The sequence below is a fragment of the Klebsiella huaxiensis genome (assembly GCF_003261575.2).
In the GTDB taxonomy this organism is placed as follows: domain Bacteria; phylum Pseudomonadota; class Gammaproteobacteria; order Enterobacterales; family Enterobacteriaceae; genus Klebsiella; species Klebsiella huaxiensis.
The window spans coordinates 75,151-100,782 of sequence record NZ_CP036175.1; the positions used below are offsets into that span (position 1 = coordinate 75,151).

At 55.6% G+C, this 25,632-nt stretch carries 24 protein-coding genes; 12 read left to right on the forward strand and 12 right to left on the reverse strand.

Features of this window, described 5'->3' with window-relative positions; translation table 11 throughout:
- Position 1: 1 nt before the first annotated feature.
- Positions 2 to 1,015, reverse strand: coding sequence for a 2-aminoethylphosphonate ABC transporter substrate-binding protein (gene phnS / locus DA718_RS00340; RefSeq protein WP_112217386.1), 1,014 nt, complete (start codon positions 1,013 to 1,015; stop codon positions 2 to 4).
- A gap of 641 nt (positions 1,016 to 1,656) precedes the next feature.
- Positions 1,657 to 2,376 carry a phosphonate utilization transcriptional regulator PhnR gene (gene phnR, locus DA718_RS00345; protein ID WP_112217411.1) on the reverse strand — a complete coding sequence of 240 codons (720 nt, stop codon included), beginning with the start codon at positions 2,374 to 2,376 and terminating at the stop codon, positions 1,657 to 1,659.
- A gap of 140 nt (positions 2,377 to 2,516) precedes the next feature.
- On the opposite strand from phnR, the gene phnW reads away from it, so the two are divergent.
- The 5 genes from phnW (at position 2,517) to DA718_RS00370 (ending at position 9,172) form a co-directional block, all read left to right on the forward strand.
- Entirely contained in the window at positions 2,517 to 3,620 is a 1,104-nt protein-coding gene (gene phnW, locus DA718_RS00350) for a 2-aminoethylphosphonate--pyruvate transaminase (RefSeq protein WP_152036152.1), read from the forward strand.
- 9 nt (positions 3,621 to 3,629) lie between these two features.
- Complete coding sequence (gene phnX / locus DA718_RS00355; protein ID WP_112217409.1) at positions 3,630 to 4,439, forward strand: phosphonoacetaldehyde hydrolase; 810 nt, start codon at positions 3,630 to 3,632, stop codon at positions 4,437 to 4,439.
- Positions 4,440 to 4,709: 270 nt separating this feature from the next.
- The gene (locus DA718_RS00360) at positions 4,710 to 6,749 is read left to right on the forward strand and encodes a beta-galactosidase (RefSeq protein ID WP_112217408.1); all 2,040 of its coding nucleotides are present in this window, start codon (positions 4,710 to 4,712) and stop codon (positions 6,747 to 6,749) included.
- Between the two features lie 17 nt (positions 6,750 to 6,766).
- A complete protein-coding gene (araC, locus tag DA718_RS00365) occupies positions 6,767 to 7,624 on the forward strand; it encodes an arabinose operon transcriptional regulator AraC (RefSeq protein ID WP_112217407.1) in 858 nt (285 codons plus the stop codon).
- Between the two features lie 231 nt (positions 7,625 to 7,855).
- Positions 7,856 to 9,172, forward strand: coding sequence for an MFS transporter (locus tag DA718_RS00370; protein ID WP_112216097.1), 1,317 nt, complete (start codon positions 7,856 to 7,858; stop codon positions 9,170 to 9,172).
- 42 nt (positions 9,173 to 9,214) lie between these two features.
- Here DA718_RS00370 and nepI read toward each other — a convergent pair whose 3' ends face one another.
- Positions 9,215 to 10,402 carry a purine ribonucleoside efflux pump NepI gene (gene nepI, locus DA718_RS00375; protein WP_112216096.1) on the reverse strand — a complete coding sequence of 396 codons (1,188 nt, stop codon included), beginning with the start codon at positions 10,400 to 10,402 and terminating at the stop codon, positions 9,215 to 9,217.
- Between the two features lie 394 nt (positions 10,403 to 10,796).
- Here nepI and DA718_RS00380 point away from each other — a divergent pair, with 394 nt between their 5' ends.
- Positions 10,797 to 11,120, forward strand: a complete 324-nt coding sequence (locus tag DA718_RS00380) for a helix-turn-helix domain-containing protein (protein ID WP_112216095.1) — start codon at positions 10,797 to 10,799, stop codon at positions 11,118 to 11,120.
- Positions 11,121 to 11,144: 24 nt separating this feature from the next.
- Here DA718_RS00380 and DA718_RS00385 read toward each other — a convergent pair whose 3' ends face one another.
- Together DA718_RS00385 and DA718_RS00390 are read right to left on the reverse strand one after the other, a co-directional pair.
- On the reverse strand, positions 11,145 to 11,672 hold the full coding sequence (locus tag DA718_RS00385; protein WP_112216094.1) for an SRPBCC family protein: 528 nt from the start codon (positions 11,670 to 11,672) through the stop codon (positions 11,145 to 11,147).
- A gap of 103 nt (positions 11,673 to 11,775) precedes the next feature.
- Positions 11,776 to 12,228 carry a DUF1198 domain-containing protein gene (locus tag DA718_RS00390; protein ID WP_112216093.1) on the reverse strand — a complete coding sequence of 151 codons (453 nt, stop codon included), beginning with the start codon at positions 12,226 to 12,228 and terminating at the stop codon, positions 11,776 to 11,778.
- A gap of 299 nt (positions 12,229 to 12,527) precedes the next feature.
- On the opposite strand from DA718_RS00390, the gene DA718_RS00400 reads away from it, so the two are divergent.
- Positions 12,528 to 13,433: a LysR family transcriptional regulator gene (locus DA718_RS00400; protein WP_112216091.1), complete on the forward strand. Its 906-nt coding sequence runs from the start codon at positions 12,528 to 12,530 to the stop codon at positions 13,431 to 13,433.
- Positions 13,434 to 13,479: 46 nt separating this feature from the next.
- Here the strand turns inward: DA718_RS00400 and uhpT are convergent, their stop codons facing one another.
- The 4 genes from uhpT to uhpA form a co-directional block, all read right to left on the reverse strand.
- Positions 13,480 to 14,871 carry a hexose-6-phosphate:phosphate antiporter gene (gene uhpT / locus DA718_RS00405; protein WP_004126843.1) on the reverse strand — a complete coding sequence of 464 codons (1,392 nt, stop codon included), beginning with the start codon at positions 14,869 to 14,871 and terminating at the stop codon, positions 13,480 to 13,482.
- A gap of 142 nt (positions 14,872 to 15,013) precedes the next feature.
- Entirely contained in the window at positions 15,014 to 16,333 is a 1,320-nt protein-coding gene (uhpC, locus tag DA718_RS00410) for an MFS transporter (RefSeq protein WP_112216090.1), read from the reverse strand.
- A gap of 9 nt (positions 16,334 to 16,342) precedes the next feature.
- Positions 16,343 to 17,824, reverse strand: a complete 1,482-nt coding sequence (gene uhpB, locus DA718_RS00415; protein WP_167492844.1) for a signal transduction histidine-protein kinase/phosphatase UhpB — start codon at positions 17,822 to 17,824, stop codon at positions 16,343 to 16,345.
- A gap of 17 nt (positions 17,825 to 17,841) precedes the next feature.
- Positions 17,842 to 18,435 (reverse strand): response regulator transcription factor UhpA, encoded by a 594-nt coding sequence (gene uhpA, locus DA718_RS00420; RefSeq protein ID WP_112216088.1) that lies wholly within the window; start codon positions 18,433 to 18,435, stop codon positions 17,842 to 17,844.
- A 338-nt stretch (positions 18,436 to 18,773) separates the two neighbouring features.
- Here uhpA and DA718_RS00425 point away from each other — a divergent pair, with 338 nt between their 5' ends.
- On the forward strand, positions 18,774 to 19,646 hold the full coding sequence (locus DA718_RS00425; protein WP_112216087.1) for a DUF6708 domain-containing protein: 873 nt from the start codon (positions 18,774 to 18,776) through the stop codon (positions 19,644 to 19,646).
- Positions 19,647 to 19,697: 51 nt separating this feature from the next.
- On the opposite strand, the gene ilvN is transcribed toward DA718_RS00425, so the two are convergent.
- The 3 genes from ilvN to ivbL form a co-directional block, all read right to left on the reverse strand.
- The gene (gene ilvN, locus DA718_RS00430; protein WP_110275937.1) at positions 19,698 to 19,988 is read right to left on the reverse strand and encodes an acetolactate synthase small subunit; all 291 of its coding nucleotides are present in this window, start codon (positions 19,986 to 19,988) and stop codon (positions 19,698 to 19,700) included.
- 3 nt (positions 19,989 to 19,991) lie between these two features.
- Complete coding sequence (gene ilvB / locus DA718_RS00435) at positions 19,992 to 21,680, reverse strand: acetolactate synthase large subunit (RefSeq protein ID WP_112216086.1); 1,689 nt, start codon at positions 21,678 to 21,680, stop codon at positions 19,992 to 19,994.
- 228 nt (positions 21,681 to 21,908) lie between these two features.
- Positions 21,909 to 22,004 (reverse strand): ilvB operon leader peptide IvbL, encoded by a 96-nt coding sequence (gene ivbL / locus DA718_RS00440; protein WP_112216085.1) that lies wholly within the window; start codon positions 22,002 to 22,004, stop codon positions 21,909 to 21,911.
- Positions 22,005 to 22,590: 586 nt separating this feature from the next.
- Here ivbL and tisB point away from each other — a divergent pair.
- The 4 genes from tisB to emrD all read left to right on the forward strand — a co-directional run bounded on the left by tisB (position 22,591) and on the right by emrD (position 25,588).
- Complete coding sequence (gene tisB / locus DA718_RS00445; protein WP_004107126.1) at positions 22,591 to 22,680, forward strand: type I toxin-antitoxin system toxin TisB; 90 nt, start codon at positions 22,591 to 22,593, stop codon at positions 22,678 to 22,680.
- A gap of 70 nt (positions 22,681 to 22,750) precedes the next feature.
- The gene (locus DA718_RS00450; protein WP_112216103.1) at positions 22,751 to 23,197 is read left to right on the forward strand and encodes a GNAT family N-acetyltransferase; all 447 of its coding nucleotides are present in this window, start codon (positions 22,751 to 22,753) and stop codon (positions 23,195 to 23,197) included.
- A gap of 70 nt (positions 23,198 to 23,267) precedes the next feature.
- Positions 23,268 to 24,101, forward strand: coding sequence for a DMT family transporter (locus tag DA718_RS00455; RefSeq protein ID WP_112216084.1), 834 nt, complete (start codon positions 23,268 to 23,270; stop codon positions 24,099 to 24,101).
- A gap of 302 nt (positions 24,102 to 24,403) precedes the next feature.
- Positions 24,404 to 25,588 carry a multidrug efflux MFS transporter EmrD gene (emrD, locus tag DA718_RS00460; RefSeq protein WP_112216083.1) on the forward strand — a complete coding sequence of 395 codons (1,185 nt, stop codon included), beginning with the start codon at positions 24,404 to 24,406 and terminating at the stop codon, positions 25,586 to 25,588.
- Positions 25,589 to 25,632 lie beyond the last annotated feature (44 nt).

Consider the following 25,632-nt stretch of genomic DNA (forward strand, 5'->3'; position numbering starts at 1 on the left):
CTTACTCGCTGTCCGTCACTTGATGCCAGCGGGCAATATCCGCCGACAGTGAAACCGCAACATCGTCCCAGTTCGGTTCCCAGCTTTTCACGCCGTCGAGCGCCTCTTTCGCCGCTTTAAAGTTAGCGTCTTCCGGTGCCACATCGCTGCGTATCGGCAACCCCCAGGAGAGCGCGCTGACGCTGGTCTGAGCCGGTTTATCGAGCAGGAAGTTAATCAACTTTTTGCCGTTTTCGCTGTTCGGACCGTTCTGTACCAGGCCGACGGTGTAGGGCAGCGCCAGCGCGCTACGTTCGCCTTTCGCGTCTGCTGGCCAGAAAATTTGTACGTTCGGGTTACGCGCCATCTGCGACAGGTTCATTTGCAGGTCACCGTTAGCGACGTACAACTCGCCTTTGTTGACCAGCGCGGTCAGCTTGCCGGTCGAAGCCGACGGGCCAACGTTGTTCGCCTGAAGTTTGCCGAGATAGTCGAAACCCGCGTCTTTGCTACCGAGGCTGTGGAACGCCTGCAGCATCACGGCGGTGCCGTCGCCCGCCTGGCCCGGCGTGGAGTATTGAAGCTTGTTTTTGAAGCGGCTATCGAGCAGATCTTGCCAGCTGGCCGGGGCGGCTTTCAGCAGCTTGCTGTTATAGATGAAGGTCAGGTAGTTGTTGACCAGCGGCGAGTAGCGGTCGTGGACGCCGGGGATCTGTTCGCTGCCCTGCGGCTTAAATTCGGCTAATAGCTGCTCTTTGGCGGCGCGCTGAATAAATGGCGGAACCGTCACCAGCACATCAGCCTGTGGATTGGTACGCTCTTTCGCCAGACGCTCGACAATCGCCCCGGAGCCGCCTTCAACGTACTGCACTTTGATCCCCGTTGCTTTTGTGAAGGCGTCAAATTGATTTTGATACCAGCTGTTGTCGCCATCGTGCAGACCGTCGGCGGAATAAACGGTCACCACGCCATCGGCCCAAACCGGGGCGCTGGCGAGGGCGATAGCGGATAGCAGAGCGAGTCGGGAGAGTTTCATCGTGTCAGCCTTTTCGGGTGAGTGAATTAAATGGTCTATACCAGATTGGCTTTCACGCTACCGGGGGTTTATGACAAAACGATGAATAAAGTGTGTCGAAAGGGTTAAAAACAGCAGTGCGTTACTTTCCCCGGAGGCGGCGCTTGACGCGCCTGTCCGGGCTACCAAACCAGCAGGCTGCGCGCTCCCGTAGCCCGGTCAGCGCAGCGCCACCGGGAAGCATGATGCAGAGGATTTCAACGCAGAGGCCAATCCCGGAGGCGGCGCTTGACGCGCCTGTCCGGGCTACCAAACCAGAAGACTGCTCGATCCCGTAGCCCGGTCAGCGTAGCGCCACCGGGAAGCATGATGCAGAGGATTTCAACGCAGAGGCCAATCCCGGAGGCGGCGCTTGACGCGCCTGTCCGGGCTACCAAACCAGCAGGCTGCTCGATCCCGTAGCCCGGTCAGCGTAGCGCCACCGGGAAGCATGATGCAGAGGATTTCAACGTGGAGACCGATCCCGGAGGCGGCGCTTGACGCGCCTGTCCGGGCTACCAAACCAGCAGACTGCTCGATCCCGTAGCCCGGTCAGCGTAGCGCCACCGGGAAGCAGCAGTGCCGATGTATCAGGCCCGGCGCATTCCCCGAAGGCGGTGCAATCAATGAGTATCGACTTCGATACGCAGGCTATCGTGACGCCAGTATTCGATGTCGTAATCGAGAATTCGCCCGTGCTGATCGTAGTTGAGGCGGCGCAGCAGCAGCGCCGGGCGCCCTTCCATCACTCCCAGCGCTTCGGCGGCCTGCGGCGGCATTGAGGTTGGCCAGAACGACAAATGCATGCTGGTATATATCAGGTCATAGTGGGCCTGATAAATCTCAGTCAGGCTGCCGTTAAGATCGTGGCGCAGCAGCTCCGGAACTCTGGCGGGCAGACAGTGGTTTTCACAGTAGCAAATTGCCCGCCCGTCGGCATGGCGCAGACGAGTGAGCAGGTAAACCTGGTCAAACGGTTGTAGCGCCAGCGGTGTCATCACATCCAGCGGAACCGCGGCTAAACGCCCGTCCAGCAGCACCGTTTTCGGCTCCCGCCCCTGCTCCAGGCACAGCTTATGGAAGTTGGTATTCTGCGTTGGATCCAGCCACAGACGCTCCGGCGTGACGAACCAGCCACGGCGATCGGCGCGGTAGATTACGCCACTGGCTTCAAGCTGCGCCAGGCTCTCGCGCACCGTAATTCGGGTCGTGTTGAACAGCGCGCACAGCTCGCGTTCGGACGGCAGCTTGTCGCCGCTCTTCAGCGCGCCGTTTTGAATGCGCACCTGAAGCTGCGCCTTGATCAGCAGGTACTGCGGGGTCTCGCCAGAGGGTGATTTCATGTTCGCTCGCGGCTAAATTTGATGCGGTCATTATACATAACCAGATGAATTTTTTGTTGCAGCACCACTTTCCCTTTGACCTTTTCAGGCCGCGATCGTCATTATAAAAAATACCTGGTATAGACCAAATGGTGAAAAAGATGACCACCCGCAATTATCTGCTGCTGACCCCCGGCCCGCTGACCACCTCCCGTACGGTAAAAGAGGCCATGCTTTTCGATAGCTGTACCTGGGACGACGACTACAACCTTGGCGTGGTTCAGGCCATCCGCCAACATCTAGTGGAACTGGCGACGCCAGCCGCGGGCTACACCTCTGTGCTGCTACAAGGCAGCGGCAGCTACGCGGTCGAAGCGGTGCTCGGCAGCGCTATCGGCCCTCAGGACAAGGTGCTGATTATCAGCAACGGTGCCTACGGCGCACGGATGATCGAGATGGCGGAGCTGATGGGCATTGCTCATCACCCGTACGACTGCGGCGAAGTCTCTCGCCCGGACGTGGTGGCGATCGAACAGATCCTGCAAACCGACCTGGCGATCACTCATATCGCCATGGTGCACAGTGAAACTACCACCGGGATGCTTAACCCGATTGAAGACGTTGCAGCATTGGCGAAACAGTACGGCAAACGTTATATCGTCGATGCCATGAGCAGCTTCGGCGGCATTCCCATGGACGTTGCCGCGTTGAATGTTGATTACCTGATCAGCTCCGCCAACAAATGCATTCAGGGGGTTCCTGGATTTGCGTTCGTTATTGCCCGGGAAGCCGAACTGGCAACCTGCAAAGGCCGTTCGCGCTCGCTGTCGCTGGACCTCTACGCCCAGTGGCGCTGTATGGAAGATAACCACGGTAAGTGGCGTTTTACCTCACCGACCCATACCGTCCTGGCCTTCGCCCAGGCGCTGAAGGAGCTGGAAGAAGAAGGCGGCGTGAGCGCTCGCCATCAGCGCTACAGCACGAATCAGCGGCGTCTGGTGGCGGGAATGCGCGAGTTAGGTTTCCAACCGCTGCTCGACGATAGCCTGCACTCGCCAATCATCACCGCATTTTACTCCCCGGTCGCCCCGCAGTATCGCTTTAAGGATTTCTATCAGCAGCTCAAAGAGCAGGGGTTTGTGATCTACCCCGGCAAGGTGTCGCAGAGCGACTGCTTCCGCATCGGCAACATCGGCGAAGTGTACGACGCCGACATCACCGCCCTGTTGGCGGCCATCAAAAATGCCATGTACTGGCAATATTAAGGAACCGCCATGAACCGTATTAATGCCGTTATTCTTGATTGGGCTGGCACCACCGTCGACTTTGGCTCTTTTGCACCGACGCAGATTTTCGTTGAAGCCTTTCGCCAGGCCTTTGATGTGGAAATTACCCTTGAAGAGGCGCGGGTGCCGATGGGCCTCGGAAAATGGCAACACATTGAAGCGCTGGGAAAACTTCCCGCCGTGAACGCTCGCTGGCAGGCTAAGTTTGGCCGCGTGATGAACGCCGCCGATATTGATGCTATCTATGCCGCCTTTATGCCGCTGCAAATTGCCAAAGTCGTTGATTTTTCCGCACCGATAGCCGGGGTTATCGACACAATTGCCTCGCTTCGGGCTGATGGCGTGAAGATTGGTTCCTGCTCCGGCTACCCGCGTCCGGTGATGGAAAAACTGGTTCCCGCAGCAGCAGCGCAAGGCTATGCGCCAGACTATTGGGTGGCGACGGACGACCTCGCCGCCGGAGGACGTCCCGGTCCGTGGATGGCGTTACAGAACGTGATTGCTTTAGGGATCGATGCGGTTGCCCACTGCGTCAAGGTCGATGATTCCGCGCCGGGAATTACCGAGGGATTAAACGCCGGGATGTGGAGCGTGGGCCTGGCGGTTTCCGGCAACGAGTTCGGTGCCACCTGGGAGGAGTATCAGCAGATGACCGCCGAAGAGATCGCCACCCGCCGCGAGCATGCCGTCGGGAAGCTGTACGCCGCCGGAGCGCACTATGTGGTGGATACGCTGGCGGATTTGCCTGGCGTGATTGCCGCCATCAACGCCCGTCTGGCAAACGGCGAACGTCCGTAGACTTCACTATCTTTCCCCGGGCGGCATAAACGCGTCGCCCGGCGGTATCTTGTCACCCTCGCGATAACTCCCCGCTGTTCTCATACCGAAATCCGGTTTTTTTTAGCAAATATGACCATCCTGTAATACCGATCACACTTTACTGCTGGCAACGGATTTGTTCAGGAAAGACAGCCGGATCATTAAGCTTTTTTCTCCACGCCCGGAATATATTAACTCTATTCCAGTCACCAGCATTGGCGAATAACGAAACCACGGAGAAAGCTAAATATGGCAGGTCTTTATTATGGTGTGGCCTATTACGATGAGTACATTCGTGAGGAGCGCCTGGAAAAAGATATCGAGATGATGGTTGCCGCTGGCATTAACGTTGTCAGAATTGCGGAATCCACCTGGAGCACGCTGGAGCCTGAAGAGAATACGTTTAATTTCTACCATATCGATCGCGTGCTCAATGCCATGCACCTTGCGGGGATCTCCGTTATTATCGGCACGCCAACCTACGCTATCCCGGGCTGGCTGGCGCGCAAGCACCCGGATGCGCTGGTCACCACGCCAGGCGGTCATGAAAAATATGGCCGCCGGCAGATTATGGATATTGTTAACCCGCATTTTCTTCAGCATGCCGAAAAGGTTATTCGCGCTCTGCTTAATCATGTTCACCATCATCCGGCTATTATTGGCTATCAGGTTGATAATGAAACAAAGCATTATGACAATACTGGCGAATATATTCAGTCGGCATTTAAAGCATCATTGAAAAAACAGTTCCCGGATATCCGCCAGATGAACGATGCCTTTGGGCTTGAGTACTGGAGTAATCGCATTGATTGCTGGGAAGATTTTCCCCCGGTCGCCAGCACCATCAACGCCAGCCTCGGCTGCGCGTTTGCCCGCTTTCGTCGGGAGAAGGTCGCGGAGTATCTGGCCTGGCAGGCCGATATCGTACGGGAATACGCGCGGCCAGAGCAGTTTGTTACGCAAAACTTCGATTTTGAATGGCGCGGTTATTCTTTTGGGCTTCAGCCGCAGGTCGATCATTTCTCTGCCGCGCAGGCAATGAGCGTTGTCAGCGTCGACGTTTATCACCCAGGTCAGGATCATCTTAGCGGACGGGAAATAGCCTTCAGCGGCGATGTGGCGAGAAACCTGAAAAATGGGCGTAACTATTATGTTATGGAGACGCAGGCCCAGGGTTTTGCCAAATGGACGCCGTGGCCCGGCCAACTACGCTTGCAGGCATTCAGCCATATCGCCAGCGGCGCCAGCATGGTTTCTTACTGGCACTGGCATTCCATCCACAACTCCTATGAAACCTACTGGAAAGGGCTTATCAGCCATGATTTCGCCCCGGGCCCTACTTACCAGGAGGCGATGACTATCGGTCAGGAGATGGCTCAGTTGTCCGGCGTTCTTAACGAACTGCGCGTGGAAAACGATGTCGCGATTCTGGTCAGCAATGATGCGATGGAAGCCATGAACTGGTTTAAACCCGATACGCCGCAGCCCGGGCTGAACAACCACGGTCATTACGTTTACAACGATATCCTGCGACGGTTCTGGGATGCGCTTTATGACAATAATGTCGCGGTGGATATCATCAACACTCTTGAACCGCAGAACAGTCAATACAAGGTCGTGGTTATCCCGGCGCTCTACTGTGCAACCGACGAGCAGCTTGAGCGTATCAATCAGTTTGTTGAAAACGGCGGCAAAGTGCTGATTGGCTTTAAGTCCGGATTTTGTGATGAGAATGTCAGGGTGCGTGCTGAAACCCAGCCTGCGATTCTGAATAAATGCTGCGGCGTCAGCTATAGCCAGTTCGTCATTCCAGAAAACGTGGGGCTTCGGGCCGAAGCAGAGACGTTGATTTGCGCCCCTGATGAACGCCCGGAAATGTGGATGGAGCTGCTGACGCCGAACACTGAAGAGACCGCCGTTCTGCTGCGTTATGACCACCCGGTCTGGGGAAAATATGCCGCTGCCACGCTGTCGAATTACGGTAAAGGACAGGCGCTCTATGTCGGCTGTCTGCCCTCCAGCAAGGTAATATTTGACCTGTTTAGCGCGCTCTCATCAGATACGCCGCTGGTCTCCTCTACGCCAGAGTATCAGTGGCCGCTGGTTGTTCGCCGCGCCGTAAACAACCGGGGCGAGGCGGTGCAATTTATTTTCAATTATTGCGCTACGCCTGCAACAATCCGTACTGAGGCCGAAGTGACGGAACCACTGAGCGGGAAGCGGTATCATCAGGGAGAACGCGTTGAGATTGATGCCTGGGGCATGCGGTTGTTTGTAAAATCACGGTAATTTTCGCGAGGTGGTGTATGTGTTTTACCTTTGATGCGTATCTGGTGGCTGGATTCACACCGGTTGTCCGCAGCGGTCCTCTCGATACCCCGATAGACCGTCCGGACGGAATGGAAGGGTATATTATTAATATTACCGTGAGGGGAAAAGCGTGGGTAAAAACCAAAGAAGGCACATATATTACCTGCGAAAAAAATGACTTACTCATTTTTCCACCCGGCGTGCCGCATCATTATGGGCGAGATGAAACCAGCGACTGCTGGGATCATTTCTGGATTTATTTTATTCCGCGACCATATTGGCATAATTGGCTCACCTGGCAAGGTAGCGAAGGTGAACCTGGCAAACTCACGTTAAAAAGTGAGCACGATGGTGAATTAATGAAGACGCTGTTCAGCGAGGCGATTACCTTCTTTTCTGAAGGCGACGCGCTGTCAGAGGCAATATCAATGAACGTTCTTGAACGTATCATCCTGAATTGTTATCGACTACAGGAAGATACGCAGAAGAAAACGCGCGATGCCAGGGTGGAAGAGGTCTGTCTCTATCTGAACCGGCATATCACCGAGGATTTGAGCATCGCCGACCTCGCCGCGCAGGTCTGCTTGTCGCCGTCTCGTCTGTCCCATCTGTTCCGCGAAGAGACCGGGCAGACCATTAATGAATGGAAAGAAGAACAGCGGATATATCGCGCCAAAAATATGCTGCAAAATACCGTGCTGTCTATCTCTGATATTGCACAATTAAGCGGATATAACGATGCCTTTTATTTCTCTAGAGTTTTTCGTCGCCACTGTGGGGTCTCTCCTCGGCGATACAGAAATAATTATATCAAGCTTATTCCGGATAAAAGCAGCAACTCCAGTGGCACTTGAATTTTAATATACCCTAAATAATTCGAGTTGCAGGACAAGGCACTTGTGCCTTGAACAGCGCTTGCGCTGGCCCCGAAGGGGCGAGGCCATAGGCCGAGTAACGCGGCAAGGGAGTGAATCCCGATGAGCTTACTCTGGTAAGTGATTCGGGTGAACGAGCGCAGTCAACACACCTGCAACTTGAAGTATGACGGGTATAAACACTACCTTTAAAATAAAAGGTTTACTCTAATGAACACGAATAGCACCGATAAAACCATTAATTTGGGTGGGTGGTCTGCGTCAGTCAGTAATGAAAAACAGCCGAAACCTCCTGTACTTTTAGGTCTTGCTGTCGGAATCGGCGCGCTGCTGTGGCTGGCCCCATTTATGGGACTCAATTCCGTTCTGAATCCGGCCAAGCTCAGTCGAATTATCGGCGGGGGTTCAGAGGTTAATAATTTTCTTGCTCTGCTTGGCACTCTTGGCGCGGTCACCTCAACGATTACCACCATTATTATCGGTGCGCTGTCTGACCTCACGCGCTCCCGCTGGGGCCGCCGGACGCCGTGGATTTTATCCGGCTCGGTCCTGACCGCCCTGGTGATGGTGGGGCTGGGAATGATTGAAACCAAAGAGCAGCTGTGGATTTTTATCCTTCTCTGGTGCTTATTACAGACCTTTATAAACTTTGTCGTTGCACCGCTGATTGCCGTCATTGCTGACCGCATCGCGCCAAAACACCGGGGGTTAATTTCCTCCATTTATGCCGCAGGTTTTATCATCGGTCAGTACGGTGGCCCGGTGGTTGGCGGGTTCTTTCTTAGCGATAGCCATCCAGAGCTAGTCAATACCGGTTATTACGTTCTGGCGGTGGCGATGCTGCTCTCCGGCCCGATTGCGGCAGTCATTATCAAAGAGCCATCCAGCCTCAGCATGCCGCGGCAAAAAATCGACCGCAGCAACTTTGCCCAGTACTTTATTTTTCCGGTACGCAATGCGCGCGACTTTTACCTGGCGCTGTTTGGCAAGATGCTGATTGCCATCACCATTACCGCTTTTAGCGTTTATCAGCTCTTTTTCCTGACCAGCGGAATGGGGCTCAATAGCGCCGATGCCGGGAAGTATATCTCCCTCGCCGGTGTCGCCACGATGATAACCGCGCTGATCTTTGCACCTATTTCCGGCCCGATTTCCGACAAACTGCGCACCCGCAAAAAACCGGTGTTTCTCGCCGCCGTGTTGATTGCTGCAGGCACAGTTATCCCGTTTATTTACGGGCAGCCCGCCGCGATGATCTGGTACGGAGTTATTGCGGGTATTGGGTCGGGGATTTTCTTTTCGGTCGATCAGGCATTGAATCTGGAGGTGCTGCCTAATCCCGAGAATTCAGCGAAAGACCTCGGCATCCTGAATTTTGCCAATACCGGTGCGCAAATTCTGGGGCCCGTATTAGGCGCAATTTTGTTTAGCGTGGTGGGTAACCAGTATCTGCCCATCCTGCCTATTCTGGCCGTTATCGCGCTGGCAGGTGGGGGACTGATTATGATGATAAAACAGGTAGATTGAACGTTATCCCCCGGCGAGCGCTGCGCCGTCGGGGGCAAATATTTATGATGAAATCCGCACTTTGGTCGCCACCAGTAACCCGGTAAGCAGCATCAAAGTACCGGAAATCACCAGCGGCGACAGCAGGCCGAGATGGTCCAGCGCTACGCCGCCGACCGCCGCGCCGCAGGTATTGGCTAACTGGATCACCGCCACCTGAATCGACCCGGCTTTCTCTGCCTGATCGGAAAGGGAGCGGGTGATCCACGTTGACCAGCCTACCGGCACCAGCGCGAAGGCAAAGCCCCAGATAACCGCCACCGTCGACGATACAATTTTACTCTCTCCCCACAACACCAGCACCGCCGCGCTGATGGTCAGCACGATTGGGGCAATCGCCAGCGCCGCTTTTACTGAACGTTTGAGCAGCATGGAAGAGAGTGAGGTGCCGACAAAGCTGGCGATACCGAAGCTCAGCAGCACCAGCGTCAGGCCGTCAACGTCAAAACCCGCGAGGGTCATATACACCGGGCGAATATAGGTAAAGAAGGCAAACTGACCGGCGAAGGCCATAAAGATGGCGCACATCCCGGCCATCACACCGGGACGTTTCAGCAGGCCGAGCATATTTTGCTGCTGCGACGACGACTCGCCCGGCAGCGAAGGCAGCGCCTTCAGCACCCAAATCGTACAGACCACGCCCATGACCGCCGCGGCGTTAAAAACGTTACGCCAGCCGATAATCCCGCCAAGGAAGCTGCCCAACGGCGCGGCGATCACTAATGCTATCGACACTGCACCAAAAATCACCGATAGCGCTTTGGGCACCACGCGCATCGGTACCAGCCGCATGGTCAACGACGCCGACATCGCCCAAAAGCCGCCCAGCGCCAGGCCAAGGCAAGCACGCCCCACCAGCAGTAACGCAAAGCTGTTGGCAAAGGAGACCAGCAGACAGGAGACAGTCAGCAAGACTGAAAACAGAATCACTACGTAGCGGCGGTCGGTGCTGCGAATAATCGAAGTGATAAACAGGCTGGCAAACATCGCCACGAACGCGGTGGTGGTGACCGATTGTCCGGCGACGCCTTCAGAAATACCCAGATCCTGCGCCATCGGCGTGAGCAGGCTCACCGGCAGGAATTCTACGGTAATCAGGCAGGCAACGCAGAAGGCCACCGCGAAGACCGCCGACCAGTTTGGCCGCTCTGCCGGGCTAGCGTGTGGCGTGGATGCATTCGAAGGAGTCATAAGTTACCTGCAGAGTTGAATACGGAGAAGCCGCGCAGTGTAACATTTTAAATGTGACGAATTTAACGTTTTGACAACTTTTCAGGCTTTTCAAAGCGCTTGCGTGGCTGCTCGTATACCGGAAAAATCATTCTTTTAGGTGTTCAGATGAGTAAAAATAAGGAGTAATATAGCACCTAGTGCTACATATCAAGACTAATAACATACCTGTTTGAGATACTGTGCTCGCATTTTCGCCGGGTGGCGGCTAACGCCTTACCCAGCCTACAAAATCCATCGCTTCCTGTAGGCCCGCGCAAGCAAAGCGCCGCCGGGCAATTCCAGAGGCATGCACTTTATCAGCAATTTAAATATAGCCCGTTGTGCGATATTTAAGAATTGGTGGAGATTTGTCATGATTGCAAAAACTAAATTCAAAAGCCCGGCTTTTGAAGCTATCCATAGCGCCGCTGCGGGTTTGTACAGTGTTGATGCCATTCCACAGGAGACAATGCGCAGCTTCGATGAAGCCTGTCTCAGCAACGTGAGCGATCTTCAACCTGATGAAATTAAGGCTCTGCGGGAGCATTTCAACGTCAGCCAGCCCGTTTTTGCGCTCTATCTGAACACCAGCGTTTCCACGATCCAAAAATGGGAAAGCGGGGCAAAACGCCCCGGTGGGCTGGCGCTGAAATTACTCAATATCGTGCAAAAACATGGGCTGGAGGTGCTGACGTAATGGATCCCTCCGGGCCACTATCGATTATTTAGCCTTACGCGCCGCCGTTACCAGCCCGCAAATCCACTCCTGATGGCCGTTTATCATCGGATTGGGTACGGTTCGCGCCAGCTCCTGCGCCGGTACGCCTTTCTGCGACTCCTGGGTCAAAATACGCACCCGGTTACCGGGTAAATCCTCAAACAGCCAGGCGTGAATCACGTCGAGGCGCGTAGTCTCATCGCCTTCTGCCCAGCCGTGCCAGGCCACGCGCGCTGCTTGTCCGGCGACCGGTGGAACGTACTCGGTGACCTGTGCTTCAATCGGGAAGCCGAAAGTGGAGAAACGAAAGCGGGCGTTGGCGCTCAGCTTCGGGCCGCTGCCGTCGTGAAAACGTATATCAGCGACGTTGCTGTAGTAGCCCGGCCACAGGGTGGTATCGTCAAGCTGCGCCCAGATTTGTGCCGCCGTCAGGCCGCTGACGATGATTTCGTTGGAAGCGAAGTTATCGGTGGTGCCCGGCAGGTAATCTTGCGGCCATATGATGGCGCTTTGTTGCGATGGCTGTTGCATGGTGGACCTCGTCAGTGTGTGTTTTAACGAGGTCAACTATGCGCCCGGAGAGTGATATAAATCGAATCACCATCTTTTATAAACATCATTACAGATAGTGATATCAGTGTAGCCAGTGGACGCCATCTTCCGGTAAAAACAACGTGTTATAGCGTTCTTGCAGAGCGTGCAGCTCGCTAATTTCCGGTTCCAGCTCGCGGAGGAAACCTTGCGCGAGACGGATTTGCGCTTCGGTAATCGGTGCCGCAAGGCGGGCCTTTTGCATCAACCGATACCAGTAGTGCAGGTTCTGCTCGCTGCCGTCAACGATCCCCACCTGCCAGATAAGCAGCACCTGAGCGGCATTTTGCAAATGCGCTTCATTAGGCCGCTCAAGGTAGCGCAGATACTCGTGACCGGCGGTTTTTCCCAGCTGATCGATCATCGACTCCAGCGGCACCGGCGTAATCCCTAATCGTTCGCTCAGACGGCGAATTGCACGGCGTGAATCAGAGGTAAGCACCCGAAATCCCACAACAAATACCACTATCAGCGTGGCCAGTCCTAACCAGATCATGCATCCTCTCATTTCATACCCGTCATACTTCAAGCTGCAGATGCGTTGGCTACGCTCGTTCACCTCAGTCACATAGTTATCTATGCTCCTGAGGACTAATGAGAGGCTCCTGCCTCTCACCGGAGGCCAGCCTTCGGCTGGTCAAATTCGTTCCCGACGAATTTGTCGCTCCCTTGCCGCCTTTCTGCAACATGAATTATTTAGGGTATCCCTCAGATCCACTATCATAATGGGAATTTGCCAGCTGTCGACTGCCGGACGTACCATAATGTGACTTATCGCGGCTGCGGACAGCTATCATGAAATCTGATATCAGAAACCTCGATCTTAACCTGCTGAAAACGCTGGATGCGCTGCTCGATGAACGCAGCGTCACCCGGGCGGCGGCGCGGCTTTCGCTCACCCAACCGGCGGTGAGCGGTATGCTGACCCGGCTGCGCGAAGCCTTTAACGACCCGCTGTTTATCCGCGCCCCGCACGGGATGGTGCCGACCCTGCGCGCTCAGGCGCTGGCCTCGCCGGTTAAACAGCTACTGACTGATGCCGAAGCCCTGCTGCAGCCCGCCGTTTTCGAACCGCTCAATGCCGATTTCACCTGGACTATCGCCGCCACCGACTATGCGCTGAAAGCGGTGATCGTGCCGTTTATCGCAGCCCTGAAGCCGCTGGCGCCGGGCATCCGCGTGCGCATTATTCCGGAATCGCCCGCCACGCTGTTCGCTCAGACCGAACGCGGTGAAGTGGATATCGCGCTGCTGACGCCGCATTCCACGCCGCCGGATCTGCACAGCCGGGCGCTGTATCAGGAAGAGTACGTGTGCCTGATGCGCGCAGATCACCCGCAGGCTGCCGCGCCGCTGACCCTGGATTTATTCTGCGAGCTGGAGCATGTGCTGGTCTCCTGGCAGGGCGATAGTTTTCGCGGCGTGACCGATGATGCGCTGGCGGCGCTGGGTCGTTCCCGGCGAGTTGGGCTGTCGGTGAGTAGTTTTCTGGTCCTGCCGGAGGTGCTGGCGGTCAGCGATATGATTGCCGTAGTGCCGCGTCGGCTGGCGAAGATGGCGTCAGGGATGAAAATCGCCCCGCCGCCGTTGGCGATACCCGGTTTTACCAAAAGCATGGCCTGGCACGAACGCAGCCATCGCGACCCGGCGCAGCAGTGGCTGCGGGAGCTGTTGCACCAGACGGCCCAGCAGGAAGCATAAAAAAGCCCGGCGTAAAGGCCGGGCAAAGTGACTCACACCCAATGACTCAGGCAGTCTGCAAAGTTTGTGTCTTTTTCTGGCGGCGGATTTTACGTTCTTCAAAGACCGCGACGATAGCCATCAGGCAGATACAGCCGATAGCCGCCGCATCCAGCGCGGCAAAGGTGCCTGCCCAGCCGGTGAGGCCGAAAATCGGCGTACCGTCGGCAATCATCCCAAGACCGAGCTTGGCGAAGCTGTCGCCGATCAGATAGGCGAAGGTGCCTTTAATCCCATCGGCAGCGCCAATCGCTTTTTTCGGCACAAAGCCCACGGCGGCAACGCCGATCAGTAGCTGCGGGCCAAACACCAGGAAGCCAAGAGCAAATAGCGATGCCAGGTAGACGTACTGGTTGCTGGCGTGCTGATAAACCCCAAGGGTGGCGATAATCAGCGCCAGCGCGACGCAGGCCACCAGCGCGCGGCGTCCGTTCGCCAGGTCCGACAACCAACCCCACAGCAGCGTGCCGACCAGCGCGCCAACCTCAAACAGGGTAAAGCCCTGAATTGCCACTTCTTTAGAAAGCTTCAACTCCTGGAAAGCGTAGACGGTAGACCACTGGTCAATACCGATGCGCACCACGTACAGGAAGATATTGGAGAAGCACAGTAGCCAGATGACTTTGTTCTTCAGCACGTACTCGACGAAGATCTGCCATTTAGTCATGGCGTTTTCTTCTGTCTCTTTGTCTTCTTCGCTGATCTCTTCGCCAAACAGCTCTTCGGCGTTGCCGAGGCCGTAGGATTCCGGGGAGTCGCTACCAAAGCGCAGGCCGATAAACCCCACAATCAGTGCGATAATCGATGGGAAGATAAACATACCGATGACGTGACCGTCGAACAGGTAGTTGGCACCAAACAGCGCCACTCCCGCTGCGCCCGCGCCGCCGAGGTTGTGGGAAATATTCCAGAAGCCAAGGAAGGTGCCGCGCTTACGGCGAGGCGTCCACTTGGTAATGGTCGAATAGCTGCACGAGCCGCCGGTACTCTGGAAAAAACCGCTCAGGGCGTAGAAGGCGATCATCAGGAACAGGCTGGTCGACCCCGCGCCCATGCTGGCGCTGAAGCCAAGCATACAGATGGCAGAGAGGATCAGCATAAACGGCAGGAACTGCTTGGTGTTCTTACCGTCAGCGTAGTAGGAGACCAGCGTTTTACCTACGCCGTAGGTGATGGAGAAACCGAGGCCAATCATCCCCAACTGCGTCATGCTCAACCCATAGGTGGAGATCATGTCGTTCTGCGCGATGTTAAAGTTCTTGCGGATCAGATACATGGTCAGGTAGCCGATGAAAACCACCAGGTACGACTGCATGAACGGTTTGAACCACATTTTGCGCCGCGCTTCGAGCGGCAGATCCAGGGTCGGCTTGCGCACCTGGTTTAGAAAGGCCAGCATTTGACACTCCCGAGCTAATTTTTATACCTGCGAATGGCAGGCATTGTAAAAATCAGCCAGGAGACACGCCTGAGACAGCGTCCAGGCGAAACCGGGAAAATTTCTTAGTTTTACGCTATTCGACTGAGAAAGGTGAAGTCGGTCACGCTTCGCGCGGTGCCTGGGCGTTTAAAAACGGCAGCAGCAGCAAGGCGGAAATGCCGGCCGCAATGGCGATTACCACAAAGAATCCAGTCCAGTGCCAAATCTCCATCACCTGCGCCAGCGGCCAGCCGGAGAGCGAAGCCCCCAAATAGGCAAACAGACCAACAAAGCCGGTTGCCGCCCCCGCCGCCTCTTTGTGCGAGCACTCCGCCGCCGCCATGCCGATCAGCATCTGCGGGCCAAAAACGAAGAAACCGGTAGTAAAGAAGCAGGCTGCTTGCATTACGTAGCTGGCGAACGGCATCAGCCACAGACCGCCGACGGAGAGCAAAATCCCGGCGGCGAAAATCAGATTCATTGGTCCACGATTACCGTTAAATAACTTGTCAGAACCCCAGCCCGCCACCAGCGCGCCGATAAATCCGCCCAGTTCGAACATGGTTACCGCCGAGTTAGCCGTGACCAAATCGACGCCGAGGGTCTCCGACATATACAGGTTGCCCCAGTCGTTAATCGCCGCGCGCACCACGTACACCAGTACGTAGCACAGCGAGAGCAGCCAGATGTAGGGGTTCAGCAGCACGTATTTGGTGAGAATCTCTTTACGGGTCAGCCCCGCCCCTTCCTGCTGCTGGGCTATCTCCAGCTCATCATGCCGCCAGTCGCCCACCGCCGGTAGCCCCACAGCCTGCGGGCGGTCGCGCAGCCGCCAGCAGAGGAACAGTCCGGCGAAGATCGCCAGCATCCCGGCAATCATCATCCCCGTTCGCCAGCCGTAGTGCAGCGCCGCCGCGCCAACAACCATCGGGATCAGCGCCCCGCCAACGTTATGCGCCGTATTCCACAGCGCCCACCAGCCACCGCGTTCGGTACGCGAATACCATGCCGTCAACAGGCGGGCGCATACCGGCGATCCCCAGCCCTGAAAAAAGGCGTTCAGCGCCCACAGCAGCGCGAAGGCCCACAGCGAAGTGGAGAAGCCGAACAGAATATTTACGACGCCGGTCGCCACCAGGCCAATGCCCATAAAATAGCGGGCGTTAGAGCGGTCGCTGACGATACCGGAGAAAAATTTTGATAGTCCGTAGGTGATGTAAAACAGCGTTGCCAGCAGGCCGATGTCGCTGCGCGTCAGCACGTTGCTGGCGAGGATTTCCGGTACGGCGGCGTTAAAGCTTTTACGGGTGAAGTAAAACAGCGCATAGCCCAGCCAGATGGTCAGCAGAATATGCCGACGCCAGTAGCGATAGCGCTCGTCCAGCGCCTGTTTATCGGCTATCGGTTGAGCATCCGGCGGGGATTTTAAAAAGGCAAACATCATCATTCCTCAGGCGTAACGCAACGGCAGGCTGACGCAAACGCGGGTGCCGTGGGTGCAGGAGATGGTTAAGCTACCGCCCAGCGCCGTAACGCGCTCGCGCATGCCGGTAAGGCCGAAACCCTGCTGGCTGGAGCCTGGGGGCAGGCCGCAGCCGTCATCCTCCAGTACCAGCATCAGCCGCTGCTCCTGCTGCCAGCCCTGTAACGTAACGGCGCTGGCGCTGGCATGTTTGACAATATTATTCAGCCCCTCCTGACAGACGCGGAATAGGGTGACGCGCTGGTTTTCACTTAGCAGCGATTCATCAATGCGCCACTCCAGGTGGCTGACCATACCGCGATCTTCCAGCTCCATTTCACGCATCAGCGAACGTACCGCCTGTTCCAGCGTCAGGTCATCCAATTGACGCGGACGCAGGCGGCCCAGCAGACGGCGTACCGAGTCGTAGACGCCGAGTGAGAGCTGCTCAATCAGCTGGCCGCTTTGCCGGACGCTGGCGTCGTTCGGTGCCAGACGCTGCACAATCCCTGCCTGGGTGCGAATCGCGGTGATGGTCTGGCCGATATCATCGTGCAGCTCGCGGGCCACCTCGCGGCGCACGCTCTCTTCGGTTTCCAGCAGGCGCTCCGCCAGCCGCTGGTTGCGCACCAGCTCACTTTGCAGAGACTGGTTCAACTCGCGCAGCCGCTGAATTCCGGCCCCTAGCAGCAGGCCCGTCAGGCTTTGCGCCAGCAGAGAAAGTAGCAAATCCACCGGATGATCGTGCCAGGTCTGGCTGGCAATCAGCGCGATAGCGTTCATCAGGGTTGCGATCAGCGCCCCTTGCCAGCCGTAGTGCCAGGCCAGAGCAATGATCGGCAGCGCCAGGCAGAAAGGAGTAAAGCGCGAGAGTTCGGCAGGCAGCCCGAGCTGTAACCAGAGGCTGATGCTAAACAGCAGCAGATACCAGATAAGATGCCGCCCGCGCCAGTTCACCGGCTGCGCCACCAGCGATGGCCCCAACGGCCGCCAGACGGTACTGGTGAGATAGTGCCAGATAACCAGGCAGGTCGGGGCCAGCGTCAGGCCGCCGGTCAGGGTTAGCAGCAGCGCGTTCAGCCCCTCTTTGCCCTCCAGCAGCCAGGGAAGTGACTGAAGCAGCGCGGCAGCGATCAGCGCACCGCCCTGACGCAGTAGGGTGAGCCAATCGCGCTGATGACGATAGTGCGAGATCAGCGCCACCGGCAGAAGGGTCAGCAGGCTTCCGGTCATCAATATTATCGGATGCGCCAGCGCCACTTCCTGCGCCAGCCAGAAGAGAAGCAGCCACTCCGCGCCCAGCAATACTGGCCAGTAGCCGCGCGGGCATTGCAGCATCAGGCCAAGACGCAGGCCGAAGGGAAATAGCAATACCGCAAGGTCTGGCCGCTCCACCAGGTGCAGGCTGATGCTCCACAGGCAGAACCAGGCAGCAGAGAAGATAAAGAAACAGCCGATTACCGAGAGCAGTCGGGAGAGAATCGCTTTCATTGCCAGCTATCGAACATCCGGCGCGCCAGCTCGACGTCGTTGCTGACGCCCAGTTTTTCCAGCAGATTAGCGCGATGGACGTGAACGGTTTTCGGCGAGAGTCCCAGTTCAGCAGCAATTTCTTTTACTGCCATCCCCTGCGCCAGCTTTTCCGCCACTTCGCGTTCGCGTTTGGTGAGCGGGTCCCGCCGCCCGGCCGCCAGTTTCATGGCGATATCCGGCGTCAGGTAGCAGCCGCCTGTCGCCACCGTGCGTACGGCGGCGATAAGTTCATCCGGACTGCAACGTTTGGAGAGAAAACCGCGCGCCCCGGCGTTCAATGCCTGCTCTACCAGCGCCGGACTGTCGTGGACTGACAGCATGACGACAGCCATCCCTTTCGGTAATTGGCTCAGCAGCTCAAGCCCGGAGATATCCGGCATTGAGATATCGCAGATGCAAACCTGCACCCCGCGACCGGGCAGTCCCGCCAGCGCCTCGCGCCCGGAACCAAATTCGGCGACGACCTGAAAATCGGCTTCCAGCCCCAGCAGTTGGGCAAAACCGGAGCGGACGATAAGGTGATCGTCGATAAGGGCGATAGTGGTCATGGCGATTCCTGGCGGGTTAAAAAACGCGCTTACCTTAACGATATACACTTCATCCTTCAAGCTACCTCTGCTCCTCTCAGTCACTTACTGAAGTAAGCGCCCGGGGATTCTCAGATTTTTGCCTTGACGACGCGCGGCTTGTGTAGCCAGCACGTCATTCACAACGGCGGGAGAGATATTTAATTTTTATGTCTTATTGGAACAATCGTAATATAAGCCTGAAAGTCATTCACACGTAAAATATATCACGATTATTTCTGCCAAAGATCAATGAGTATATTATGTACAGTACGTAACCTGCGTGATATTGTCCCTAAAGAATCAGCAAGGGAATATATATGCATCAACGACCTCACTTAGCAAAGCAAACGATCGATGAGCACCAGCTCAATAAGATAAATAAAACAACGAAGAGTAAAACGGATAAGCTATCGCATAGCGGAAAATTAGCTTATATCAATGATGACTACTGCGAGATTACACGTAACTACACTTCATTTTATGGGATGAATATTCTGGGTGTTGTGTTTTTCTTGCCTGTTATTATTTTATGTTTTGGTGCTACGCTATTTTTATTATATGATACAGCATTCAATTTTGAGCGTTATGTTGAAACTTGGAGTTCAAGAGTAGGCGATGAGTTTTTACTGCATATTGCCTTTTTCACTATATTTTTCATGACATTTGTTTTTGCTGCCATTGTTAATTACTTTATCTTCGCTCCTCGACACTATCCGGTTCGCTTCAATAGAAAAACCGGCAAGGTTTATGTTTACGATTACGTTATGTACAGTATTACTTATAAATTAACCTATACTTTTTGGTGGTATCATCCTTTTTATAAGCGAACAAAACCCGAATGCAAAGAGTATGACTGGAGCCAGATACAAGCCATCAGTATCTATTCACGCAATAAACACTCATCATATTCCACAATTCGCTGTGTCGTTTATGACTCCAGCATCAGCACCACTATGATCGATTCCTTTAACCTGATATCGACCGACGCAGGTACGGACGCGCTGTTTATGCCTAACTACAAGCTGTGGCTATGGATTAGTAACTATATGAGTTTCAACGATGCGTTATTAGATACATCCCTTAATACGAAAGTAGGCATTTATGGCCGTGAAGTAAAGTGGCCTGATGAGATGGATAAAAAATCTAAAGCATCATCTTTAGATGAGTACAGAAAAATCTGCTCTGAATAACCCCAGAGCAGATTTTCTTCCCGGCAAGAATATTTCTGCCGGGAAGATGAGTTACTCAAAAAAGACGGCAATTTTGCTGAACATGGACGGGTCGGACTGGTTGCGTACCACTTTCTCAACGTCTTCCAGCTTTTCGATCTGGCTAATCATCTGCCCGAGGCGCTGGTCGTCGTTGACCAGTAGCCAGATGCGGCTCTGATTGCTGTCCTGAATCGGCAGGCAAAGAATGCCTTCCACGTTAAATGCGCGGCGGGCAAACAGGCCGCAAACGTGGGTCATTACGCCAGGATGGTTGCGCACGGTGAGCTGTAGAATAACGTTTTCATGAGTTGGTTGTTGCATGGCTTATTCCCCCACCATTTCAGTATTGGCCGCACCCGGCGGTACCATTGGATACACTTTTTCTTCGGCATCGATACGTACGTGGATCAGCGCCGGGCCTGGGCGGTCGATAATTGCCTGCAGCGCCGCCTGCGGGTCGGCTTCGTTATTTAAATCACAGGTTTGCAGGCCGAAACCGGCGGCGATCTGCATAAAGTTGATCATTCCCGGGTAGGTGGCGGCAAACACGCCCTGCTTATAGAACATGCTCTGCTGTTGATGAACCAGCCCCAGGGCTTCGTTATTCATCAGGATGATTTTCACATCCAGCTGATTTTCCGCCGCTGTTGCCATCTCCTGGATATTCATCATCAGGCTGCCGTCGCCAGAGAAGCAGATAACCTTGCGCTGCGGGTTCGCCAGCGCCGCACCAACCGCCGCGGGCAGACCAAATCCCATGGTGCCCAATCCGCCGGAGGTCAGCCACTGGCGTGGACGGTTCAGCGGATAAGCCTGAGCGGTCCACATTTGATGCTGGCCCACATCAGTGGTCACAATCGCTTCATCGTCAACGCAGGCGGCCACGGCGTTAATCAAACCATAATGGCTGAGCGGGTCTTTCTCCTGCGGGATGTTGCAGGGGAATTCACGCTGCAAATCCGTCACCAGCTGCAGCCATTCGCTGCGCGGCTGCGCCTCGACCTGTGGGATCAACTGAGCCAGCACCTCGGCAACGTCGCCCTGGATCGCCACGTGCGGCTGCTTAATTTTACCCAGCTCTGAACGGTCGATATCAACATGAATAATCTTCGCGTTCGGGCAGAACTGCTCGGTTTTACCAATCGCCCGGTCATCAAAACGCGCACCTAAAACAATCAGTAAATCAGCCTCTTGCAGAATAAAGTTGGTACTGCGCGCGCCGTGCATCCCCAGCATGCCCAGCGACAGCGGGTGCGCTTTCGGCAGCATCCCCAGCGCCATTAAGGTCAGGGTGGTCGGCAGATTGGCTTTCTCCGCCAGCTGGCGAATCTGTTCAGGAGCGTTGACGACCCCGCCGCCCAGGTAGAGTACCGGACGCTGTGCGGCGTTAATCATCGCCGCTGCTTCACGCACGCTGGCGCTGTCGAACTCCGGGGCCGCCATGCGGGTTCCCGGTTCCGGCAGGGCATCCAGCTCAATGGTTGCCGCCTGGACATCCTTAGGAATATCTATCCACACCGGTCCTGGTCGCCCGGACTGCGCGATGCGAAATGCGTCGCTCATCACCTGCGGCAGTTCAGCGATATTGCGCACCAGGTAGTTGTGCTTAGTGATGGGGATAGAGATACCGTAGGTGTCGACTTCCTGGAAGGCGTCGGTGCCGATCATTGAGGCCGGAACCTGGCCGGTAATGCAAACCAGCGGAATCGAATCCAGGCGAGCGTCGGCGATGGCGGTGATCAGGTTGGTGGCCCCCGGCCCACTACAGGCCATACACACCGCCGGTTTACCCTCGGTACGCGCCATGCCCTGGGCGATAAACCCCGCGCCCTGCTCGTGACGCGCCAGGATGTGGCGAATCTGCGTGCTTTGGCTTAATGCGTCGTAAATGGGAAGGATAGAGCCGCCCGGAATGCCGCTGACCGTGGTGATCCCCTGACGTTCCAGTAAATGAACGACTAACTGTGCGCCAGTGAAGCGCATTTTTTGTGATGTTGTGCCCGAACTTGCCATGCTCCAGTCCTTTTATTCTGGGCCGACTTTACGCGTCGTACTTCACGTTGCTGGTGCGTTGGCTGCGCTTGGTCACCCCAGTCACGTACCTATGTACGTGACTGGGGATTCGCTCACTTGCCGCCTTCCTGCAACCCGAATTACTTAGCTTATCCGGGCAGGGCTCTTAAACGAAAAACCCCGCTCGGTTTGCGCCGGCGGGGTTTGGAATTCGTGTTGTTCCGGACCCTACGGCGCGTTGCCGACGACGACCACCACAGACACGACGACCACCGCGGCAGGCGCGGTTAGTAGTAGAGTCGAAGTCAGGATGGATGCGTTCATTAGGGACCTGTTGTCTTAAAAAAGTGAATGAATTTATACAAACACAGCTTTTGCCATTTCACAACGGATTTATTTTCAACCATGAGAAACTGCGTGAAGGATCACATTAATTTGCGAAGAGATAGAAACAAAAAAACCCCGCGCACGGCGAGGTTTTTTGAACGGTGTCTTTGCGGTTGGTAGCCGCGAGTACACTGTATTACGTCAACGGAAAAAGTATACGCGATCGGGGGAGAAGGCGCAATTTCGCGACGGTTTTTGCTGATGTAGAGTATGGATCGCACTCGCAGATTTGTCCAAAATATACTGTTCATTTATACAGTAATTATTCTATACTGATGGGGTACGCAGAGTGACATCTGGGGGCCGCACTTTTACCGGCGCAAATGAAGTCCTGGCTGAAACGGGTGGTGCCGTCAGCGCCTTAACCCCAGCAGAGCACACTGTGTTACGTCAACAAATACCCTGAGCAATTTGGGTCGTAGCCGACAGGCCGCGCCTGAAATATGACGGGTATACCCTGGCTGGCAACAGGCGGCGGAAAGGTACGCCAGCCGGTCGTGCTCCTGAACCAGAGGAGACGCGTATGGGCGGAGTGGATATCGTTGTTCTGATCCTGAAACTCATGGTTGCCGTGTTGCAACTGCTTGATGCAGTCCTGAAACAGTTCCGCTGATTCAGGTTCAAGTCGCACCTGGGAGGGGCGGGAAACCGCCCCTCTACAGGCTAACCCGATGGAGAAAACCATGGCACCGCTGTTGATTGCCGCAATAACCCCAGATGATCCCGGTTTTACGGCGCTGCGAGTCGAAAGCCTGGCGCAAAATTACAATATGCTCCGCCGCCTGGCAGAGAACTGGCAAAGTGGGGAAAACCGCTTTAACGCCCCGGGAGAAAAGCTGCTGGGTGCCTTTGCATATGGGCAGCTGGTCGGCGTGTGCGGGCTGAACATCGACCCTTTTAGCCAGCAGTTGCGGGCCGGGCGCATTCGCCATTTATATATCGGTGAGCGCCACCGTCGACAGGGGATTGGGCACCAGCTGTTGGTTTCGGTTATCACTCACTCTGGCACCAGCTTTGATTTTCTCAATACTCATGCGCCGTCAACGGCCTGGTCGTTTTATGAAAATCTGGGATTTCGCCCGGTATATGATGAGCCTCAGGTCACACATCGTCTGTTCTGCTCACTTTAGCCATCGCTGGCTGCCGGGGAGAGCGCATGTTACAGTCCAGTGACGTTTTATTCCCCATATCCGGGCCGTAATGACCATCACCGTATTCTGTATTTTGCTGTTCGCTGCTCTGCTTCACGCCAGCTGGAACGCTATCGTTAAAGCGAGCGGCGATAAGATGTATGCGGCAATCGGCGTTAGCGGTTCAGCCGCATTAATTGCCCTCGTTTTACTCCCCTTTGCCCCACAACCCACACTCGCCAGCGTGCCGTTTCTTGCTGTCTCCTGTGCGTTACAGGTGGTGTACACGGTGCTGGTGGCGAAAACCTACCAGGTCTCGGATATGAGCCAGACCTATCCGCTGATGCGCGGAACCGCGCCGCTGCTGGTGGCGATAATCAGCGTCACTTTCCTTGGCGACCACCTCTCGCCGCTGGCGTGGCTGGGAATTGGCGTCATTTGCCTGGCGATTCTGGCGATGGCTTTTAACGGGCGATCCCGTTCAAGTACCGGTATTGTACTGGCGCTGATTAACGCCTGTTTTATTGCCGGTTACACGCTGGTGGACGGAACCGGGGTGCGGCTTTCAGAAACCGCGCTGGGCTATACGCTGTGGACCTTTTTCATGAACGGTTTTTGTCTACTGAGCTGGGCGATGATCGCCCGACGCCCGCAGGCCAGTCGCTATTTACGCCAGCACTGGAAGAAGGGAATGGTCGGCGGCATCGGTACCATGGGCTCTTACGGTCTGGCGCTGTGGGCAATGACTCAGGCACCGCTGGCGGTGGTCGCCGCTCTGCGCGAAACCTCTATTCTTTTCGGCGCGGTTATCGCTTTTATCTTACTGAAAGAGAAGGTGGTTCCACTGCGTATCGTTGCTGCCTGCGGTATCGCCGCCGGGGCGATTCTGCTACGGCTGTCGTAATCTATACCCTAAATAATTCGAGTTGCAGGAAGGCGGCAAGAGAGTGAATCCCCAGGAGCTTACTTCAGTAAGTGACTGAGGTGAACGAGCGCAGCCAACGCATCTGCAACTTGAAGTATGACGGGTATATACATGGCAACATTAGTTGCCGATTATTGTTTACAAAACCTGCCTGAAATACCCCGATAATCCCTCCGATCAGGGTTGTTCTGTCATTTTTATGTGGTAGATTCCTCCATCGTTTTGCGGGTGTGTTAGTCACATATTCTTTATCTTCTATATTTCACAAAGTATTCATCGACATGAAACGGCATAAGAACTTCAATTTGTTGTTGATGCTGGTACTGCTGGTGGCCGTAGGCCAGATGGCGCAGACCATTTATATTCCGGCGATAGCCGATATGGCGATATCGCTCAACGTTCGTGAGGGCGCGGTGCAGAGCGTCATGGCCGCTTATCTGCTGACCTACGGCGTATCGCAGCTCTTCTACGGCCCGCTATCGGATCGCGTTGGTCGTCGCCCGGTGATCCTTGTGGGGATGTCTATTTTTATGCTGGCGACGCTGGTTGCCATCACTACCCATAGCCTACCGGTGCTGATCGCCGCCAGCGCAATGCAGGGGATGGGCACCGGGGTCGGCGGCGTGATGGCGCGAACCCTGCCGCGCGATCTGTATGAAGGCGCACAGCTCAGGCACGCTAATAGTCTGTTGAATATGGGAATTCTGGTCAGTCCGCTGCTCGCGCCGCTGATTGGCGGTATTCTCGATACCCTGTGGAACTGGCGGGCCTGCTACGTCTTCCTGCTGGTGCTTTGTGCTGGCGTGACCTTCAGCATGGCGCGCTGGATGCCGGAAACCCGACCAACCGGCGCGCCGCGTACCCGGCTTATCACCAACTACAAAACCCTGTTCGGTACCGGCGCGTTTAACTGCTATTTGCTGATGCTGATCGGCGGCCTGGCGGGGATCGCCGTTTTTGAAGCCTGTTCCGGCGTACTGATGGGCGCGGTGCTGGGTTTGAGCAGCATGTCGGTCAGTATCCTGTTTATTCTGCCGATCCCGGCGGCGTTTTTTGGCGCCTGGTTTGCCGGACGCCCGAATAAACGCTTCCCAACGCTGATGTGGCAATCGGTGATTTGCTGCCTGCTGGCGGGGGTGATGATGTGGATCCCGGGCTTGCTGGGCATCATGACCGTCTGGACCCTGCTGGTGCCCGCCGCGCTGTTCTTTTTTGGCGCGGGGATGCTGTTCCCGCTGGCGACCAGCGGTGCGATGGAACCATTTCCTTTCCTCGCGGGAACCGCCGGGGCGCTGGTGGGTGGGCTGCAAAACATTGGCTCCGGCGTGCTGGCATGGCTGTCGGCAATGATGCCGCAGACCGGTCAGGGCAGCCTGGGCCTGTTAATGATGCTGATGGGCTTGCTGATTCTGCTGTGCTGGCTGCCGCTGGCATCGCGGTTTAGCCGCCACCAGCAGCCGGTTTAAAGCTTATCCGGTTCGTGACGCGGGCTACCGGCCCGCAGATGGCG

What these genes read in the sequence shown, in the direction of transcription:
- phnS (WP_112217386.1), bottom strand. Translation starts at nt 1,015, where the DNA reads ATGAAACTCTCCCGACTCGCTCTGCTATCCGCTATCGCCCTCGCCAGC.
- phnR (WP_112217411.1), bottom strand. Translation starts at nt 2,376, where the DNA reads ATGAAATCACCCTCTGGCGAGACCCCGCAGTACCTGCTGATCAAGGCG.
- phnW (WP_152036152.1), top strand. Translation starts at nt 2,517, where the DNA reads ATGACCACCCGCAATTATCTGCTGCTGACCCCCGGCCCGCTGACCACC.
- phnX (WP_112217409.1), top strand. Translation starts at nt 3,630, where the DNA reads ATGAACCGTATTAATGCCGTTATTCTTGATTGGGCTGGCACCACCGTC.
- DA718_RS00360 (WP_112217408.1), top strand. Translation starts at nt 4,710, where the DNA reads ATGGCAGGTCTTTATTATGGTGTGGCCTATTACGATGAGTACATTCGT.
- araC (WP_112217407.1), top strand. Translation starts at nt 6,767, where the DNA reads ATGTGTTTTACCTTTGATGCGTATCTGGTGGCTGGATTCACACCGGTT.
- DA718_RS00370 (WP_112216097.1), top strand. Translation starts at nt 7,856, where the DNA reads ATGAACACGAATAGCACCGATAAAACCATTAATTTGGGTGGGTGGTCT.
- nepI (WP_112216096.1), bottom strand. Translation starts at nt 10,402, where the DNA reads ATGACTCCTTCGAATGCATCCACGCCACACGCTAGCCCGGCAGAGCGG.
- DA718_RS00380 (WP_112216095.1), top strand. Translation starts at nt 10,797, where the DNA reads ATGATTGCAAAAACTAAATTCAAAAGCCCGGCTTTTGAAGCTATCCAT.
- DA718_RS00385 (WP_112216094.1), bottom strand. Translation starts at nt 11,672, where the DNA reads ATGCAACAGCCATCGCAACAAAGCGCCATCATATGGCCGCAAGATTAC.
- DA718_RS00390 (WP_112216093.1), bottom strand. Translation starts at nt 12,228, where the DNA reads ATGATCTGGTTAGGACTGGCCACGCTGATAGTGGTATTTGTTGTGGGA.
- DA718_RS00400 (WP_112216091.1), top strand. Translation starts at nt 12,528, where the DNA reads ATGAAATCTGATATCAGAAACCTCGATCTTAACCTGCTGAAAACGCTG.
- uhpT (WP_004126843.1), bottom strand. Translation starts at nt 14,871, where the DNA reads ATGCTGGCCTTTCTAAACCAGGTGCGCAAGCCGACCCTGGATCTGCCG.
- uhpC (WP_112216090.1), bottom strand. Translation starts at nt 16,333, where the DNA reads ATGTTTGCCTTTTTAAAATCCCCGCCGGATGCTCAACCGATAGCCGAT.
- uhpA (WP_112216088.1), bottom strand. Translation starts at nt 18,435, where the DNA reads ATGACCACTATCGCCCTTATCGACGATCACCTTATCGTCCGCTCCGGT.
- DA718_RS00425 (WP_112216087.1), top strand. Translation starts at nt 18,774, where the DNA reads ATGCATCAACGACCTCACTTAGCAAAGCAAACGATCGATGAGCACCAG.
- ilvN (WP_110275937.1), bottom strand. Translation starts at nt 19,988, where the DNA reads ATGCAACAACCAACTCATGAAAACGTTATTCTACAGCTCACCGTGCGC.
- ilvB (WP_112216086.1), bottom strand. Translation starts at nt 21,680, where the DNA reads ATGGCAAGTTCGGGCACAACATCACAAAAAATGCGCTTCACTGGCGCA.
- ivbL (WP_112216085.1), bottom strand. Translation starts at nt 22,004, where the DNA reads ATGAACGCATCCATCCTGACTTCGACTCTACTACTAACCGCGCCTGCC.
- tisB (WP_004107126.1), top strand. Translation starts at nt 22,591, where the DNA reads ATGGGCGGAGTGGATATCGTTGTTCTGATCCTGAAACTCATGGTTGCC.
- DA718_RS00450 (WP_112216103.1), top strand. Translation starts at nt 22,751, where the DNA reads ATGGCACCGCTGTTGATTGCCGCAATAACCCCAGATGATCCCGGTTTT.
- DA718_RS00455 (WP_112216084.1), top strand. Translation starts at nt 23,268, where the DNA reads ATGACCATCACCGTATTCTGTATTTTGCTGTTCGCTGCTCTGCTTCAC.
- emrD (WP_112216083.1), top strand. Translation starts at nt 24,404, where the DNA reads ATGAAACGGCATAAGAACTTCAATTTGTTGTTGATGCTGGTACTGCTG.